Genomic DNA, 14,245 nt, shown 5'->3' with positions numbered 1-14,245 from the left:
AATTCCATATTAAGGTGATTACCGAAAACTCACAATTGAGAAACAAAAAACAAGATGCAAATGTATGCACCTTGTTAAGATTTTTATTTAGCTTTCAATCGAATAGGTAAGTATTTTAATGTTTGTTCATTTTCCAATATACATTTTTCTAAACAGAAAGATGGAGATAGCTCTATTTTTTCAAAAGCATTTATAAAGGTAGTTAATGCAATCTCAGCCTCTAAACGTGCAAGTGGTGCTCCTAAGCAAAAGTGAGGACCTTTCCCAAAGGTTAAATGCTTTTCATTTCCTGTTCGATGTACATTAAATTGAGAGGCTTGTGAAAATTTTTTCTCGTCTAAATTCGCTGCACTAACCCACGCAACAATCATCTGATCCTTTTTCATTAAAGAACCAAATATATTTGTATCCTCTGTAATCCTCCGGGCTAATGTAACAGGAAAGCGATAGCGTAATACTTCCTCAATCGCTTTTGAAATTAAGTTAGGTTCTTTTCTTAACTCTTCATAAATTCCAGGTGAATCTACTAAAAAGCAATAAAAGCTATTAATAATTAAATTTGTAGTGGTTTCATTCCCAGCTGCTAGTAAACCTAATGAAAAGGTTACAATTTCTTCATCGGTTAATCTTTCGCCTTCATATTCAGCTCGAATTAAATCAGAAATGATATCATCGGTTAAATGATATCTCTTTTCCTGAACAATCGGTAGAAGGTATGCTTTGAATTCATTTAATGCTATCCCTTTCTCAGCATCCAGATCATTAAACTTTTCTTTACTATACGGCATAAATAAAATATCAGACCATTCTTTAATTTTTTTACGATCTGTTGTTGGGACTCCTAATAAATCAGAAATAACGGTAACAGGTAAAGGTGCAGCAAACTGTTCAACGATATTAACTTCACTACATTTTTCGATATGTTGTACAAGTTCATCTGCGATAGCCTGTATTCGAGGTTTCCACTGTTCTAAACTTCTTGGAGTAAATGCCTTAGAAACAATGGAACGTACATTGCGATGTTCTGGTGGATCTGTAGAGTTTATATTTATTCTAGTTTCTAAAGGAGGGATTGAGAATTGTCTGCGCTCCCTTCTACTTGAAAATAAGCGATAATCTGATAAAACACGATTTACATCATCATATAAAAAAACATTCCATACATCCTGCTCTTCATCATAATGAACTGGGTGATTATCCCTCATCAAACGATACCATTCATATGGATTCCATAATTCTTCTTTTGTTTTCAGCTTTGAAATTTCATGAACTAAAATAACATTTTCAGGTGAAGCCATAGTTCTTTCCTCCCTTTTCTTTTACAATAAAAGTGATAGGTCGGCAGTTCAAAGTTGTATAAACTATCATATGTTATTTTAACATATACTAAAGGGGATTTTTCATTAAAGAACTTGAGAAATATATAAGGGGGATTTTTATGTACGTTGATATTTTACTACTAGCAGAATTAACGACCGGACCAAAACATGGATATGAAATCAAAAAAAATGTTCAAAATCGTTTAGGTGAGAATTTTGAATTAAATCACAACATGCTTTACCCTGCCCTTCGGCGCTTTGAAAATATGGGTGCTATAACGAAAAAAATACATAAACAAGTTGGAAAACCAAACCGAAATATGTACGATATAACAGAAACAGGAGAAGAAATTTTTTCTGAAATGTTACGAGAGTTTCCCGAAAAACTTGCGACAAATAATGCAGAATTTCTTGTTCGTATCGCGCTATTTGAAAAACTTGAATATGAAGCTAGAAAAGAGATTTTGACTGTACGTCAAAACGTACTACATAGTCAACTTACCGCTATTCAGTCTCTAGAGGTTACCTCAGCCTTTATTACTGAAGTCATTGAATTTAGTAAATCACGAATTGAACATGAATTGAGTTGGATTACATCACTTATGAAGAAAATATGAAAAAATAACAAAAAAAGCTAAAATTAATGAATGAAAATGATATTTATTATCAATACTATCATTAATAAAAGGGCAACCACGATTTGGCTACCCTTAAAGAATTTACACTTCTGGATCAAATGTTTTGCAATCTGTTTCTTCCGTTGTAGATGCATGTTTACCTTTATGACTTACTACGTAAATTGCCTCTGCACTACATTTATTACCGTTCGCCCAAAATTTACAGTTGTTTACTTCACATAAAACGTCTTGTGCCATAGTATCACACCTCCTTGTTCTATTATCATTAACAAAATTCGGAGGTATGATACTATTTGTCATCCATTTTTCATTCCCTTTTTAGCTTTCTTAATGGTTCAATATCTCCGCGTACAATAGCATCAATATTTCCAGTTATTTTTTCAATATCAAAATGCCACCATTGAATTTGCAATAATTCTTGAATTATTTCATTTGAAAATCTCTCTTTTATTTTATTTGCAGGGTTTCCACCAACAATTGTATATGGTGCGACGTCTCTAGTCACAACAGATTTAGCTGCAATGATTGCACCATCCCCTATTTTTATTCCGGGCATAATTGTTGTATCCATACCAATCCAAACGTCATTTCCTATAACTGTATCACCTTTATAAGGTAAATCAGACAAACTAGGTGTATACTTCTCCCACCCATTTCCAAATATATTAAATGGATATGCCGAAAATCCATCCATCCGATGATTGGCTCCGTTCATAATAAAGTTAACTCCAGATGCAATACAACAAAACTTTCCAATAGTAAGGCGATCTCCAAGAAATTCATAATGATGTAATACTCGATCTTCAAATGTTTCTCCATCTTTCGCATCATAATAAGAATAGTCACCAACAAGTATATTAGGTTTTGTTATTATATTTTTTATAAATTGAACGTTTTGATTTCCTTCAATAGGGTATTTAACATTTGGATTAGGATTCATTTTGTATAGCACTTCCTTTACCACTTATTTCACTTTCTACCGCTATTACTGGCTTTAAATTGTATATAGGTAAAATAAACAATAATCCAATTATAAAAAGTAAAGCCGTCCCTTCATACATCATACTTAATGAAAACATCTCTTTTAATGGGCCAGCTATACTCATCGTTACTACCATTGAACCGGTAAAAAGCGGACTTAAAATACCATTTACACGACCTATAAAATCGGTATCGCTATTTTGAATAATAAGCGTATTAATACCAATTTGGATACAAGGAAGAGCTAAACCACTAAAAAGCTGCGCTGTAAGTGTCACCCATAAATTTGTAGAATATCCTATAATGCCAATACCAATTGCTTGACCAAGCATACCGATAATTAACATCTTTTGCGGAGCAACGTTTTTCGCAAATACCATTGCTAATGCTCCGCCAACAATCATTCCCGCACCATTTACTGTTAGTAGCCACTGTAAACTCTCTTTTGATAATCCTAACTGCTCAGTCACAATAAATATACCTAATGGCTGAATTAATCCTATACCTAGTCCTGCAGCCATAAAACAAAGCCCTAGCAAAGTTAATGCTTTTTTCTTTTTGACATACTTAATACCATCCTTCATCTCCTGCAACAGAGTGATATCCTTCTTTTCTACGGCGTTTTCAAGATCTTTCGGAAGGAATAACAATACAACTGCCGCAAGTAAAAACGAAATACCTGTTATGATGATTGAAATATAAATTCCAAAACTATGAAAGATAAATGTCCCTAGTATTGGTCCTAATACCATAAATATTGCAAATATCGTTTGATATATAGACATTGCTAATTGAATTTGTTCCGTTGATAAATGTTGTTTAAACAACTTCATTCCAGATGGTTGTGAAAACTGTGAAAGGATTGCAGAGATGAGTGTCACAAAAAACACAATTTTCCACGTTCCAAACATAAGCGTAATTAATACAGCGAATACTGAAATGGAACTTAACGTTTCACACCATATCATTGTCTTCTTTGGCTTCCACCTATCAGCAAAAGTACCGCCAATAAATGAAAAAATAAAAATTGGAGCGAATTCAGCAACTGAAATCATCGAAATAGCAAAAGCATCACCTTTTGTCATTTCCATTACATATAGTAATACCGCAAAGTTGCGAACCCATATTCCTATTTGTAAAAATAATGCTGATGCTAAAATCCCTTGAACAAACCGATTTTTTAATACTTGTGATACCCCATTGTTTTGTTTCGTTACTACATTTGTCGACATAAAAAAGCCTCCTATTTCATGTTCTGAACAGGAGGCAGCACAAATCATATAAAAAGACTATATATTCGCAGAGCGAAATACATCCCTTTTCTATAAATGTACAGACTAACCCTATTCAGAAGAATATTTCGTTTTTTAACGAAGATCTCTTACAAATAGAATTAGTTGATCATTGGGATGTTTTCACCCTTCCGTTTCGAATTTAAATAACACATACATACTCTATGTAAATCATTTTCGATGTATGCATGTCTCCTTTTAACTATTCTAGAAAGTTAAAGGCAATTCCTCTAAAGAACGCATTAAATAGTTACCTTGCCATTTAATTTCTTCACGATTCCCTTTTATTTGTAGTTCAGGCATTCGATTAAACAAAGTAGTAATAGCAATCTTTGCTTCTAACCTCGCAAGTGGAGCGCCTAAACAGAAATGGCTACCATAACCAAAGGCAATATGACGATTATTTTCCCGAGTAATATCGAATACTTCTGGGTTTTCAAATACAGTTTCATCACGATTTGCAGAAGCTAAGGCAATGACAACCATATCTCCTTTTTCGATTGTTCTGTCGTGAATTTGAAAAGGTTCCGCTGCCCATCTTGCAGTTGTAACCTCAACTGGAGAATAATAACGCAATCCTTCCTCAATAGCCGAATCAATTAGTTTTGGATTATCTTTTAATAACTGTAATTGATTTGGATTTTCAAGAAGTGCTAATACCGTATTTGTAATTAAATTCACTGTCGTCTCGTGTCCTGCTACAATTAATAGCATTATCATTGAATATAGTTCCCGAGCGCTAAGTTTATGCCCTTCACTCTCTGCAAGTATTAAAGCACTCACTAAGTCTTCTTTTGGCTCTTTTCGTTTAATATCAACTAAATATTGAAGATATGTAATAAACTCAGATAGTTGTTTTTCGGTCTCTTTTATTTCTTCAGGTGTTTCTGGTGATGCAATAACAGCATGAGACCAAATTCTAAATTTCGCTTGATCTTCTTTTGGAATACCGAGCATCTCACTTATTACAATAATCGGTAATGGAAATGAATAATCATCCACAAGATTTAATGTACCTTTTCGCTCTATATCACTTATCAAATCATCTGCTATTCTCTCAATTCTTTTGTCTAATTGTGCAATCATCTTCGGTGTAAAAGCTTTTTGAACTAAAGATCGTAAACGACTGTGGTTAGGTGGATCTGAATTTAGCATATGTGTTGTTAAGTGGTCACTATTATCAACGGAAAGATACATGTTCTTTATATCTTGAGAAAACACATTTGTCCAATCTTTTTTTAAACGATTATCTTTTAAAAGTGGCAGAGCATCTTCATATCTAGTAATGAGCCATTCTTTACCGATTTCAACTTGGTTTACAAATAATATAGGTTGTTTTTTTCGCGATTCTTTATAAATTTCATACGCATCTTCTTTAAACTGAGCTGAAGCTAAATTAATGCCATCCTCTATGCTTAACCCAACTTTGTTTTTCATTGACATTGTATTCCCTCACTCTCATTTGTTTTTGAAAATCAACCCAACATATGCATTATACTCTAATAAAAACGTGAAAATTGTAAATTTTTAATCAAAATCTTACTTCGTATATTGAAAAATAAAAAAGTGAGAGAGTAAAATCGTTTCACTCTCCCACTTCTCTTTATGCGAAGCACATAAAATTACTAATTTGTTGATAGCGATAACTTACTTTACGACGACGACCACCTTGCCACGTGTAACCTGACACTCCATTTCTTCTCACTTCAGTCGGGAAGAACCATAAATCTCTTCCGAAAGGACCAGGACGATGTAAGCGTAAATAGCCCCATCTTCCTAGACAGTTACACATCCATGATTTCATATTACCTGGTTGTGCTGGAGAAGCAAATGTAGACGGTAACGACGGCGCTTGTGACGGAGGTGGTGACGTTGGAGCATCTTCTGCATCATCTGGTCTGTAATCTTCTTGTTCAATATCTCTCACTTCATTTGTAGGTTCATACCCGTAGTCATGTGGATTATAATACATCGCTTGATCATATGGATAATTTTGTTGGTTATACATATTAACAAATCACCTTCTTTTCATTCATTACCTTTACCATTCATATGTGATATGTCCTCTCTGGGAAGCTTATGTATAGCCCAAATTCAACTTAAAAAGCTCGTATTATTAAAAATACGAGCCTTTCAAAAATAGAATGTGTTTATTATTTCCTTAACTTCACACTATAAAAACGCATTTCATCTAACGAACCTTCAAATTCAAATACTTCTTGTTTAATTAATTGTTTCAAGCGATATTCTAAGAAAGTATCTCCAACTAATTGTTCAACAAGACCAAGTGCTTCACCAATTACTCTAGGAGCTTTGAGGAACTCTCGATCAGCACCCACACTTTTCGCGCATTCAATTATAAATTTATCAAAATAATCTTCCTGTACAGAATGCACTTCATTTTCTTTCCACACTCTTAAACATTCTATGCTTTCCGATAATCTATCCCACTCATTTTCAAACTTCATGCGCTTCTCTTCAGTTAAATAAGGTAGCTTTATAAAACTTTTTTGGAATAGAGCTAAACTTTCAGGTGGTAATTCTCCCGTTCCACGAATATCATACTCTTGTTTTAATATTTCTCTACTTGCTTCAGACGTATTAATAACTCGAATATTTTTCTTATCCTTTAATTGTGCCATTACAAAACTTAGGCCTACATGTTCATGTGCATTATCAGCCTTCCAAATTGTAATAGGCGTTTCAACAGGAATAGTATGTAGTTCTTCTATAGTTGCTATAAATCTTGATAAATATTCTTCTTCAAAATAACTATCATAAGCAGTTAAGTTATTTATTAACCACTTCTGTCTTGCTAGTTGCCCCTCATTCGTATGCAACCTATATATCGGTCCAATTGAAAAGAATTCCGAAAAAGCAACAACACTCTCTTCAAATAATTCTTCTTGACTTAACATATATTTTAAGCAACCAGCCGTTGAATCATCAAAAGCAATATGTACGTGCGTACTTTCTTTTACATTCCTTTTATAAGTAGGATTACTCGTTAATTGTTTCGGAATATCCATCAAATTTTTAATTGTATCTTCACTGTAGTTTTCTTCTAATAAGTTTAACTGTATGAGAATACTTTGAAGTAAATCTTTAGCCTCATCTTCGTACATATCCTCTACAGCATTTTTAATTTTATCTATCACACAAACCCCTCTATTCATTTCAAAAATAACGTAGATTATAGTGTATCATTTTAGTATAGTTCTTTAAAGTCAAATTCAGATTGCTACAGCAATCTGGATTTTCAACAAAAGCTCTCCTTATATTTTTGAATTGCTAAATATTTTACTTTGAAAATCTTTGTATCTAAATGTATAATTATATAAAAACAAAAATATAGGAGCTATATTTATGGAGAAAGTACTTACTAATTATAAACATTACTTAAAAAATTGGAGATTTATATTTATTTGCATACTACCTGCTATTGCCTTATTCGTTACTTTCTATGTCATCTTCGAACTACTGTTTCATCAAAATTTCTACTTATCTAACTTAATTTCTGCTATCATATTATTTTTAATATTTATTAACGTTAAAGATAAATTTAACATTAAAGGCTAAAGAACACTATTTCAAAATAGCCCTTTATTATTGCATCCTACTATAAAATAAGACTCGTAGTAGATTTTCATAAAAAATAAGAGCACCCTGCAATTGGATGCTCTTATTTGATTAGAGGTTTTTTCTGAGTATTAAGTAGGACACGAAGATCTTGTCCTACTATATAATATATGCTTGTACTTATTATTTCGTGCATGTATTAAGAACCATGTTCAGGTACTTAATATATGCATAGTCATTGCTATAAAATCTACTCAAATATTTACTGTACGATTATCATATTTATAAATTAAAAAACATCCCTAATGGATGTTTTTTATCTAACATTTTAAGCTTCCATAAACTTAGCCGGTACACCAATTTTTTCAACTACAGAAGATATATTAGTAGGATTAATCATTACATTTTCAATACATACTAATTTATTTTCTAATATCCCATTCTCTGTAGTAATAAGTTCTTTAAACCGATCTAAAGTCATTGAGAATTTATGTTCACTTCCACCATTCATACTAACTTTTACATACTTCATAGTGTCACCGCCTTTCATAATAATTTACATTTCGACAAGAAGGCGCTTACATCCTTTTTATTTACTCTTAGATTTCTCACGTTTACATATATGTTGAGAAAAGAAACTACTATTATTCACTCACAAAATTATTGCTAATAAGAAAGATAAAGATAAAAATGCACAAAGTGGAATATATAAACCAGTATCCATTCTTGCAAAGTGCGTATCTTTTTGTCGTTTAAAGATACCAAAATAGTTAAACTCACCAATCACTCTAATAGAAAAGACAATCATACAAATCCAGGAACCGACTTGAATAATAACATTAGGAACTGCAAAATGAACAATATTTGCTTGTTGCAACAAAATTATTGCTGCCATACTTAATAATAATGCAATGAACAATGTCATTCCGGCGCGAGGTGTAAACGCCTTTTCCCCTGATTTAGTTGGAATAACACTATTTGTCCCCCAATTACCTCCGAAAGCCCAATATACATGTAAAAAGCTAACTAAGAATAATATGCAAGCAGATATATATGTAATGATAAGCATTTTATCCTCCCCTTATTTTAGTTCCTATCTATAAAATATGCTATTCCCCTCCGCAATAGCAACCTTCATTTCATTACATAAAAAAACCGTAATGATTTATCAATATTAAGATAAGTCATTACGGGGTTATTAAACTTCATTATGCATTATACCTATTTCTTCGGCGTTCCATCCTTGTTTGACCTTGAACTGCATTTTCTTTGTATGGATCTATTTTCTCTGTCATTTCATATGTTGCAACTGGTTCTTCGTACTTATATTCATGGATTTTTTCTGGCATTTTACTTTTAGATTCTTTCCCACCAAACTTAAATAGTTTCATCCTTAATTTCGGTAATCTTGGAAGACGAATCTTAAATGATAATCTTTTGCGTTTCTTTTTTGGTCCAAGTAGATTTATATTTTCTTTATTATTATCTTTCTCTTTGCGGTGAATGAACATCGCAAGTAATCCTCCTATTACAAGTCCTCCAATTAATAGTAATATATATACATAATGGCTTGTCATTAAACTCGTTATGCGTTCAAGTATGAATAACGACTGTACTTCTTTTATATCCCATAGTAAAGCGGCCCATAATGAGAATAAGCCCAAAGTAAGTCCATATGTACGAAAACGGAATAAACATGGAATTAACGCGACACATGCAGCAATTTTCGCATTTGCTATGATTGAGCTTGTTGAAATATCTTGATGCCAAATAACTAACAGTAATGTTATAAATGGCGCATACGCTATCCAACTGCATATACGTGAATACATCTTTTTAGCAAAATAACTACCGAAACTAGTAAAAAATAAAAGCCCTCCAATATATATAGATTGTTCTAGAGGGATTTGCTTTGTAAGTCCTGCAATTGGAAAGAGGCCGCTCAGTAGCATTAAGAGCACATCTAATTTCTTCACAATTCCCCATTCCTTTCAAATTTTTTCAATTAATAAAAATTGTTTTTCCATATGAAATAGTTTTTGTATTTCTAAAAAACATATTAATCCTGTCTGCACATAAAGTAAATATGTAAACGAAAAGATACTTGACAAAGGATATCCTTATTTACATAAAAAAATGACAAATCCTGATCGATATAACGAGCAGGATTTGTTTACTAGTATTTAAAGTAGAATAATTGAATCTTTCTTTTCTACTTTTACTACATCTACATCCAATTCATCATCAAATTCTTTAAACTCTCTTGCATCTATGTCAGTAATATAACTCTTTATTACCTTTTCCATATGCATGGAATATGTCATGTGTACATTCTTTTTCGAAAGCATACTAGAATTACAGCACATGTAATGTATCATTTTAGCGATATAATCCCTTTCTACAGGTTTTACACCTAATGGTAGAATTTCAAGTATATATCGCTGAAAAATCCCACTACAATTAAGGGAATATTCACCAGTGCTATAATACATCCCTTTTTGATCTGCATATAAGCCAATGCTATCTACAGCATCATCACATTCTATTAAACCGTAACTTGGTACATCAAAACCTGTATTTATTCTAATAATATTTAAATTTGGAACCTTTAACACCTCTGGAACAATATCAGGTAAAATATCTGTATTAATTTCTTTATTTTGTAACTCTTTTATCCAATACCTTCTCAAATTTGCATCTACAATGAAATAAACTTGTTCATTTTGTTCTTTTGCATATTGTACAATTTCCATTAATGTTTCGGAAACATATTGTTTAAAAAGAGCTCCCATATCATTTCTCTTTGATGGTTGTGGTAAAAATGCATTATGTTTATTTATATTTAATAATACGTAATCAATCGTTTGCCATTCTGTATTCCCATATAATTTATATAAAATTTCTTTTCCTTTTATTTTTGAAAGAATAGGTAAGAAATCAAATTTCGATATTCGTTCAATTGATAAATTAACATATATACAAGGTAAATTTATCTTATTCCAACTACGCTTCAAAAATCCTTTTTGCTCTAATAAACTAAAAACACTATTTACAATTGTTTTACGCGATACACTTTGGCCTATAAATAAATTAATAAATGTTGAAATACGGTTTGCTCGTGCAAATCCCTCTCTAATGATTTGTTTTGGATCAATTTTTTCTCGTCCATCACAATTTTTCAATGCGATTAATGCTAATGTCGCATCACTGCGCTCGCCCGCGGTAGCATAGACAGCTTTCGTAACATCATCTACAAGATTTGTTTTATATTTTTGGCAATATTGCATTTTATATGGATTTTGTAACACCTTTTCAATATTGTATCTCACAACCTTTAATAACACTGGAAAATCTGTATTCAATACGTAAGTATTTTCACCAACTTTAGTCAAAATAATTTCACTATCAAGTAATGCTTGTTCTATTTCCAGCACTATATTTTCAGACCAAACCTCTAATGTTAATGTCTCTAATCCTTTTGGTGCAAATAAAGGGAATAATTCATTTTTGTTATTTGTTGCTACATTTTTACATTCTGGAAGTATTGTGAAATAAGAGAATTTACGCTGAAATTCTTTAAATAAATACTCTCTTTCCTTTACTTTTATACCCGGTTCTATTTTAGTACCTTGAACTTTATAAATTCTCTCATTGTATGGAAATAACACCCTTTTATTTTCCCCTACAATATAATCTTTCGGATATTGGAGAATATGGTCTAAATCCACCTCTCCCCCTATTTGAAAATCATCTTTTAAATTTCTAAATATTTTAATCCATTTCATACCGGTTGTAGCTTGTTGTATTTTTAGTTTTACAAACCGTATTTTTTTATTATTTGACGCAAACTCTGAGGTAGAAATCAATATCATGCCTCGTTTCCGTCTTAAAAGTAAAGGAATATCTGGATGATTATATTCTTGATAAAATCTCCGAATCCCTATTGAAATATTTAATAATGGAGCGTTCTCACCACCGCGGGTTATGCATTGGAATCGATATACATAGGAGAAAAAATCTTGTGTTTTTTCATCTTTTATCGGCTCTGACATCGCCTCACAAATATTTTGTGATCTAAGAGGAGAAAAATAGATTTCTTCTTCATTTGTATTTTCTAAATATATAGGACGCTCACAAAAAATATGTGAGATTAAAGCGGGTACCCACTTAGAATACGTTTCATTATCATGTAGTACTGGCAAATTAGAAATCAAATCGGATTGCCATTCATATTTTGGTAGTTCTACTAATCTATTTGGCTTCCAATCATGAATAATCTCATACCAACTTTGAAAAATATAATCGAGTTGCTCTTGTTTAATAGGTTCTTTTGATACAATCCATGGTATATTTTCATTTAATACGTACGGATTATGCTGAATAAACAATATATCCGAAAACATATCATATAATCTTTCATTCAAACGTTTCAACTTACTCGTTAATAAAAACGTCTTATAATGTATCTCTACGATGTCCAGCCATTCAATAGGAAAGTATATAAATGATACCTTTTCATTTAAAAGGGGCTCTACTATATTTTCAAATGTTAACAACTTTAATTTTTCCATAAAATGATTACTTCCTTTCTTCATTTTTCTTGATCTCAAAAAACTAAAGTATCATCACATAATTTAATTATTTAAAAGAGAAGCAAATACCGCTTATCCGACTTATATATTAATGACATGACTCTGATAAAAGTTAAAAGAAATTTTCATACATATCCCCCTTATAAATCATAAATGTATTACATTCAGATTATACAATATTAGTTACGTATTGTATTTGTGATTTACAATAATTTTACAAAAAATTATAAAAGAGGTATTGACCATACATAATATGTATGGTCAATACCTCTTTTCACTATCCTATTATTTTTTTCGCTTCTGTTTTCACTGGCAACTGTTAAACCTGCAGCTGGAACGAGTAGTAATTCAAGCATTTTATCAACTCCCCATATACCCTTTATAAGGGTATATATCCCTTATTTTCGGAAGACTCCCATACATGTTCTATATCAAATACCAGTAAATGTCCTACAATTCCATATCGGTATTCCCTTATAGAAACACGAAAAGCACATAACGTAGAATATACAAGAACGAGCCTGTTAGCGTTGTGTACATAGTCATACGTGGAAGCTAACGTGGAACACTCTTCTCTATTTTTTCTGCGACCTTCATCGTAATTACTGACAAGCTAGTTGCCGTCCATACCACTACCGCTTCACCTACGATTGTCATTTGAATCCCTCTTTTCGAATAAGTTGTAACCCCTTAGAAGTCATAACCGGCTGATACTCATTGATGACATCTCCCCAATCAAACACTTCATCCTCATATAAATCATCCATTATATCGTTTGATAAACGGTAATAACCTTTATACTCACGATTATTGAAAACCTCATGTCTTTCCATGTGATCCACAATTGCATTTGTTTCTTTTTTCCACTAGAACCCTTATACTTAATTCTTTTGATGGATACAGGTAAGGTGTTTCATTCAAATGTGAATATTGCCAACGCATACGCGCGCTCTTCCCTCTTGATGACCTTGATTCCACTCGGTATTCCTCGTGGTCTTGATAAAGGTATATAATCTAGAAAGAAGGAGTTTGCCTATACAAGCGAAAAAATAACAGAAAAATCTAGTACTTTTTTATAAAGAGGTAGGAATATTTTGCGAAGTCATTTAGAAGTAATGGATCCAAGAGAATTTCAATACTTTGTAGCCGACTTCTTTTGCTCTCTTGGTTATAAAGTTCAGGTTACTTCTGGTTCTAATGATGGTGGAAAAGATATTATCCTTTACAAAGGGAATGAAATGAAATTCGTTGAGGTAAAGCGCTATACAAAAAGGAATGTTATGCTGCTTCAATTTACTCCAGTGGCCCTTTATATGGAATACGTGGCATATTAATGAAATCATACGTGGCAATATCTTCTACATTTGTCAGATAGGCATGTAAGCTTTCGACTAACATAAGATTAGGTATGCTTTCTTTTTCTTTTATCAAAATAATAGGCTTTTGAAATACATATGCATAACCAATTTCAAAAGCCGTACCACTATCTACACATCCATTCACAAAGTCATGAATTACCACTACTACATCCGCTCTTCTTAAATATTTTAAATCATTATGAAAAACTGCAGTTCTCCACTCCATAGATCCAAAAGTTAAATGTTCATGTTGATAAAACCTGGCTGAAAAAATATCTGCAACAAAAGGATTGTTACTAAGCGCATTTTCTAGTCTTTTTACCCTGTTAAGTTGTTCATCATTAAAAAATGGACTTGCTATAAAAACCCTAACAACCCTAGTATTCTTTTTATCCATACCACCTATACCTCGTTTCACTCTTATAAACTTTTAAATATTACATAGATAGTTTCGTTTATTGAAAAATACGAATATCCACCTCTTCA

Annotated in this window: 15 protein-coding genes and 3 pseudogenes; 3 read left to right on the top strand and 15 right to left on the bottom strand. The window is 32.1% G+C overall.

The window, feature by feature from the left end:
- Window positions 1-83: 83 nt before the first annotated feature.
- Window positions 84-1,298 carry a cytochrome P450 gene (locus HMPREF2590_RS13955; protein WP_000168014.1) on the bottom strand — a complete coding sequence of 405 codons (1,215 nt, stop codon included), beginning with the start codon at window positions 1,296-1,298 and terminating at the stop codon, window positions 84-86.
- 140 nt (window positions 1,299-1,438) lie between these two features.
- Here HMPREF2590_RS13955 and HMPREF2590_RS13950 point away from each other — a divergent pair, with 140 nt between their 5' ends.
- A complete protein-coding gene (locus tag HMPREF2590_RS13950) occupies window positions 1,439-1,936 on the top strand; it encodes a PadR family transcriptional regulator (RefSeq protein WP_000289122.1) in 498 nt (165 codons plus the stop codon).
- 102 nt (window positions 1,937-2,038) lie between these two features.
- Here HMPREF2590_RS13950 and HMPREF2590_RS13945 read toward each other — a convergent pair whose 3' ends face one another.
- From HMPREF2590_RS13945 to HMPREF2590_RS13920, 6 genes are all read right to left on the bottom strand, one after another.
- Window positions 2,039-2,194 carry a DUF1540 domain-containing protein gene (locus HMPREF2590_RS13945; RefSeq protein ID WP_000046095.1) on the bottom strand — a complete coding sequence of 52 codons (156 nt, stop codon included), beginning with the start codon at window positions 2,192-2,194 and terminating at the stop codon, window positions 2,039-2,041.
- 70 nt (window positions 2,195-2,264) lie between these two features.
- Window positions 2,265-2,897, bottom strand: a complete 633-nt coding sequence (locus HMPREF2590_RS13940; RefSeq protein WP_001069249.1) for a Vat family streptogramin A O-acetyltransferase — start codon at window positions 2,895-2,897, stop codon at window positions 2,265-2,267.
- On the bottom strand, window positions 2,887-4,170 hold the full coding sequence (locus tag HMPREF2590_RS13935) for an MFS transporter (protein WP_000106392.1): 1,284 nt from the start codon (window positions 4,168-4,170) through the stop codon (window positions 2,887-2,889). Before HMPREF2590_RS13935 ends, HMPREF2590_RS13940 begins: the two co-directional genes overlap by 11 nt.
- Before the next feature lie 267 nt (window positions 4,171-4,437).
- Complete coding sequence (locus tag HMPREF2590_RS13930; RefSeq protein WP_000062128.1) at window positions 4,438-5,673, bottom strand: cytochrome P450 family protein; 1,236 nt, start codon at window positions 5,671-5,673, stop codon at window positions 4,438-4,440.
- 160 nt (window positions 5,674-5,833) lie between these two features.
- Window positions 5,834-6,238, bottom strand: coding sequence for a hypothetical protein (locus HMPREF2590_RS13925; RefSeq protein ID WP_000282680.1), 405 nt, complete (start codon window positions 6,236-6,238; stop codon window positions 5,834-5,836).
- Window positions 6,239-6,383: 145 nt separating this feature from the next.
- Window positions 6,384-7,388: a DUF1835 domain-containing protein gene (locus HMPREF2590_RS13920; protein WP_000565688.1), complete on the bottom strand. Its 1,005-nt coding sequence runs from the start codon at window positions 7,386-7,388 to the stop codon at window positions 6,384-6,386.
- Between the two features lie 208 nt (window positions 7,389-7,596).
- Between HMPREF2590_RS13920 and HMPREF2590_RS13915 the strand changes: the two genes are divergently transcribed.
- Window positions 7,597-7,809 (top strand): hypothetical protein, encoded by a 213-nt coding sequence (locus HMPREF2590_RS13915; protein ID WP_000416828.1) that lies wholly within the window; start codon window positions 7,597-7,599, stop codon window positions 7,807-7,809.
- A gap of 328 nt (window positions 7,810-8,137) precedes the next feature.
- Here the strand turns inward: HMPREF2590_RS13915 and HMPREF2590_RS13910 are convergent, their stop codons facing one another.
- From HMPREF2590_RS13910 to HMPREF2590_RS30760, 7 genes and pseudogenes are all read right to left on the bottom strand, one after another.
- The gene (locus HMPREF2590_RS13910) at window positions 8,138-8,341 is read right to left on the bottom strand and encodes a hypothetical protein (RefSeq protein ID WP_000878372.1); all 204 of its coding nucleotides are present in this window, start codon (window positions 8,339-8,341) and stop codon (window positions 8,138-8,140) included.
- A 120-nt stretch (window positions 8,342-8,461) separates the two neighbouring features.
- Complete coding sequence (locus HMPREF2590_RS13905; protein WP_000905571.1) at window positions 8,462-8,878, bottom strand: DUF3995 domain-containing protein; 417 nt, start codon at window positions 8,876-8,878, stop codon at window positions 8,462-8,464.
- 139 nt (window positions 8,879-9,017) lie between these two features.
- The gene (locus HMPREF2590_RS13900) at window positions 9,018-9,785 is read right to left on the bottom strand and encodes a DUF3959 family protein (RefSeq protein WP_000732182.1); all 768 of its coding nucleotides are present in this window, start codon (window positions 9,783-9,785) and stop codon (window positions 9,018-9,020) included.
- Window positions 9,786-9,992: 207 nt separating this feature from the next.
- Window positions 9,993-12,380, bottom strand: a complete 2,388-nt coding sequence (locus HMPREF2590_RS13895) for an RNaseH domain-containing protein (RefSeq protein WP_003312170.1) — start codon at window positions 12,378-12,380, stop codon at window positions 9,993-9,995.
- Window positions 12,381-12,625: 245 nt separating this feature from the next.
- Window positions 12,626-12,757, bottom strand: a complete 132-nt coding sequence (locus tag HMPREF2590_RS30765) for a hypothetical protein (protein ID WP_000891530.1) — start codon at window positions 12,755-12,757, stop codon at window positions 12,626-12,628.
- Window positions 12,758-12,875: 118 nt separating this feature from the next.
- A pseudogene (locus HMPREF2590_RS30555) lies at window positions 12,876-13,058 on the bottom strand (hypothetical protein).
- Window positions 13,055-13,343, bottom strand: a pseudogene (locus tag HMPREF2590_RS30760) (hypothetical protein). The pseudogenes HMPREF2590_RS30555 and HMPREF2590_RS30760 overlap by 4 nt, the downstream one beginning before the upstream one ends.
- A gap of 155 nt (window positions 13,344-13,498) precedes the next feature.
- Between HMPREF2590_RS30760 and HMPREF2590_RS28945 the strand changes: the two are divergent.
- A pseudogene (locus HMPREF2590_RS28945) lies at window positions 13,499-13,681 on the top strand (restriction endonuclease); the annotation flags it as partial.
- Window positions 13,682-13,694: 13 nt separating this feature from the next.
- On the opposite strand, the gene HMPREF2590_RS13885 reads toward HMPREF2590_RS28945, so the two are convergent.
- Window positions 13,695-14,156 carry a nucleoside 2-deoxyribosyltransferase gene (locus HMPREF2590_RS13885; protein WP_000358744.1) on the bottom strand — a complete coding sequence of 154 codons (462 nt, stop codon included), beginning with the start codon at window positions 14,154-14,156 and terminating at the stop codon, window positions 13,695-13,697.
- Window positions 14,157-14,245 lie beyond the last annotated feature (89 nt).

Origin of the sequence: Bacillus sp. HMSC036E02, from assembly GCF_001836235.1 — a bacterium.
Lineage (GTDB): Bacteria > Bacillota > Bacilli > Bacillales > Bacillaceae_G > Bacillus_A > Bacillus_A cereus.
Note: the sequence above shows the minus strand (reverse complement) of the source record. Positions and strands in the feature narration are given on the sequence as shown.

What these genes read in the sequence shown, in the direction of transcription:
- HMPREF2590_RS13925 (WP_000282680.1), bottom strand. Translation starts at nt 6,238, where the DNA reads ATGTATAACCAACAAAATTATCCATATGATCAAGCGATGTATTATAAT.
- HMPREF2590_RS30765 (WP_000891530.1), bottom strand. Translation starts at nt 12,757, where the DNA reads ATGCTTGAATTACTACTCGTTCCAGCTGCAGGTTTAACAGTTGCCAGT.
- HMPREF2590_RS13945 (WP_000046095.1), bottom strand. Translation starts at nt 2,194, where the DNA reads ATGGCACAAGACGTTTTATGTGAAGTAAACAACTGTAAATTTTGGGCG.
- HMPREF2590_RS13935 (WP_000106392.1), bottom strand. Translation starts at nt 4,170, where the DNA reads ATGTCGACAAATGTAGTAACGAAACAAAACAATGGGGTATCACAAGTA.
- HMPREF2590_RS13915 (WP_000416828.1), top strand. Translation starts at nt 7,597, where the DNA reads ATGGAGAAAGTACTTACTAATTATAAACATTACTTAAAAAATTGGAGA.
- HMPREF2590_RS13930 (WP_000062128.1), bottom strand. Translation starts at nt 5,673, where the DNA reads ATGTCAATGAAAAACAAAGTTGGGTTAAGCATAGAGGATGGCATTAAT.
- HMPREF2590_RS13905 (WP_000905571.1), bottom strand. Translation starts at nt 8,878, where the DNA reads ATGCTTATCATTACATATATATCTGCTTGCATATTATTCTTAGTTAGC.
- HMPREF2590_RS13940 (WP_001069249.1), bottom strand. Translation starts at nt 2,897, where the DNA reads ATGAATCCTAATCCAAATGTTAAATACCCTATTGAAGGAAATCAAAAC.
- HMPREF2590_RS13885 (WP_000358744.1), bottom strand. Translation starts at nt 14,156, where the DNA reads ATGGATAAAAAGAATACTAGGGTTGTTAGGGTTTTTATAGCAAGTCCA.
- HMPREF2590_RS13955 (WP_000168014.1), bottom strand. Translation starts at nt 1,298, where the DNA reads ATGGCTTCACCTGAAAATGTTATTTTAGTTCATGAAATTTCAAAGCTG.
- HMPREF2590_RS13910 (WP_000878372.1), bottom strand. Translation starts at nt 8,341, where the DNA reads ATGAAGTATGTAAAAGTTAGTATGAATGGTGGAAGTGAACATAAATTC.
- HMPREF2590_RS13895 (WP_003312170.1), bottom strand. Translation starts at nt 12,380, where the DNA reads ATGGAAAAATTAAAGTTGTTAACATTTGAAAATATAGTAGAGCCCCTT.
- HMPREF2590_RS13950 (WP_000289122.1), top strand. Translation starts at nt 1,439, where the DNA reads ATGTACGTTGATATTTTACTACTAGCAGAATTAACGACCGGACCAAAA.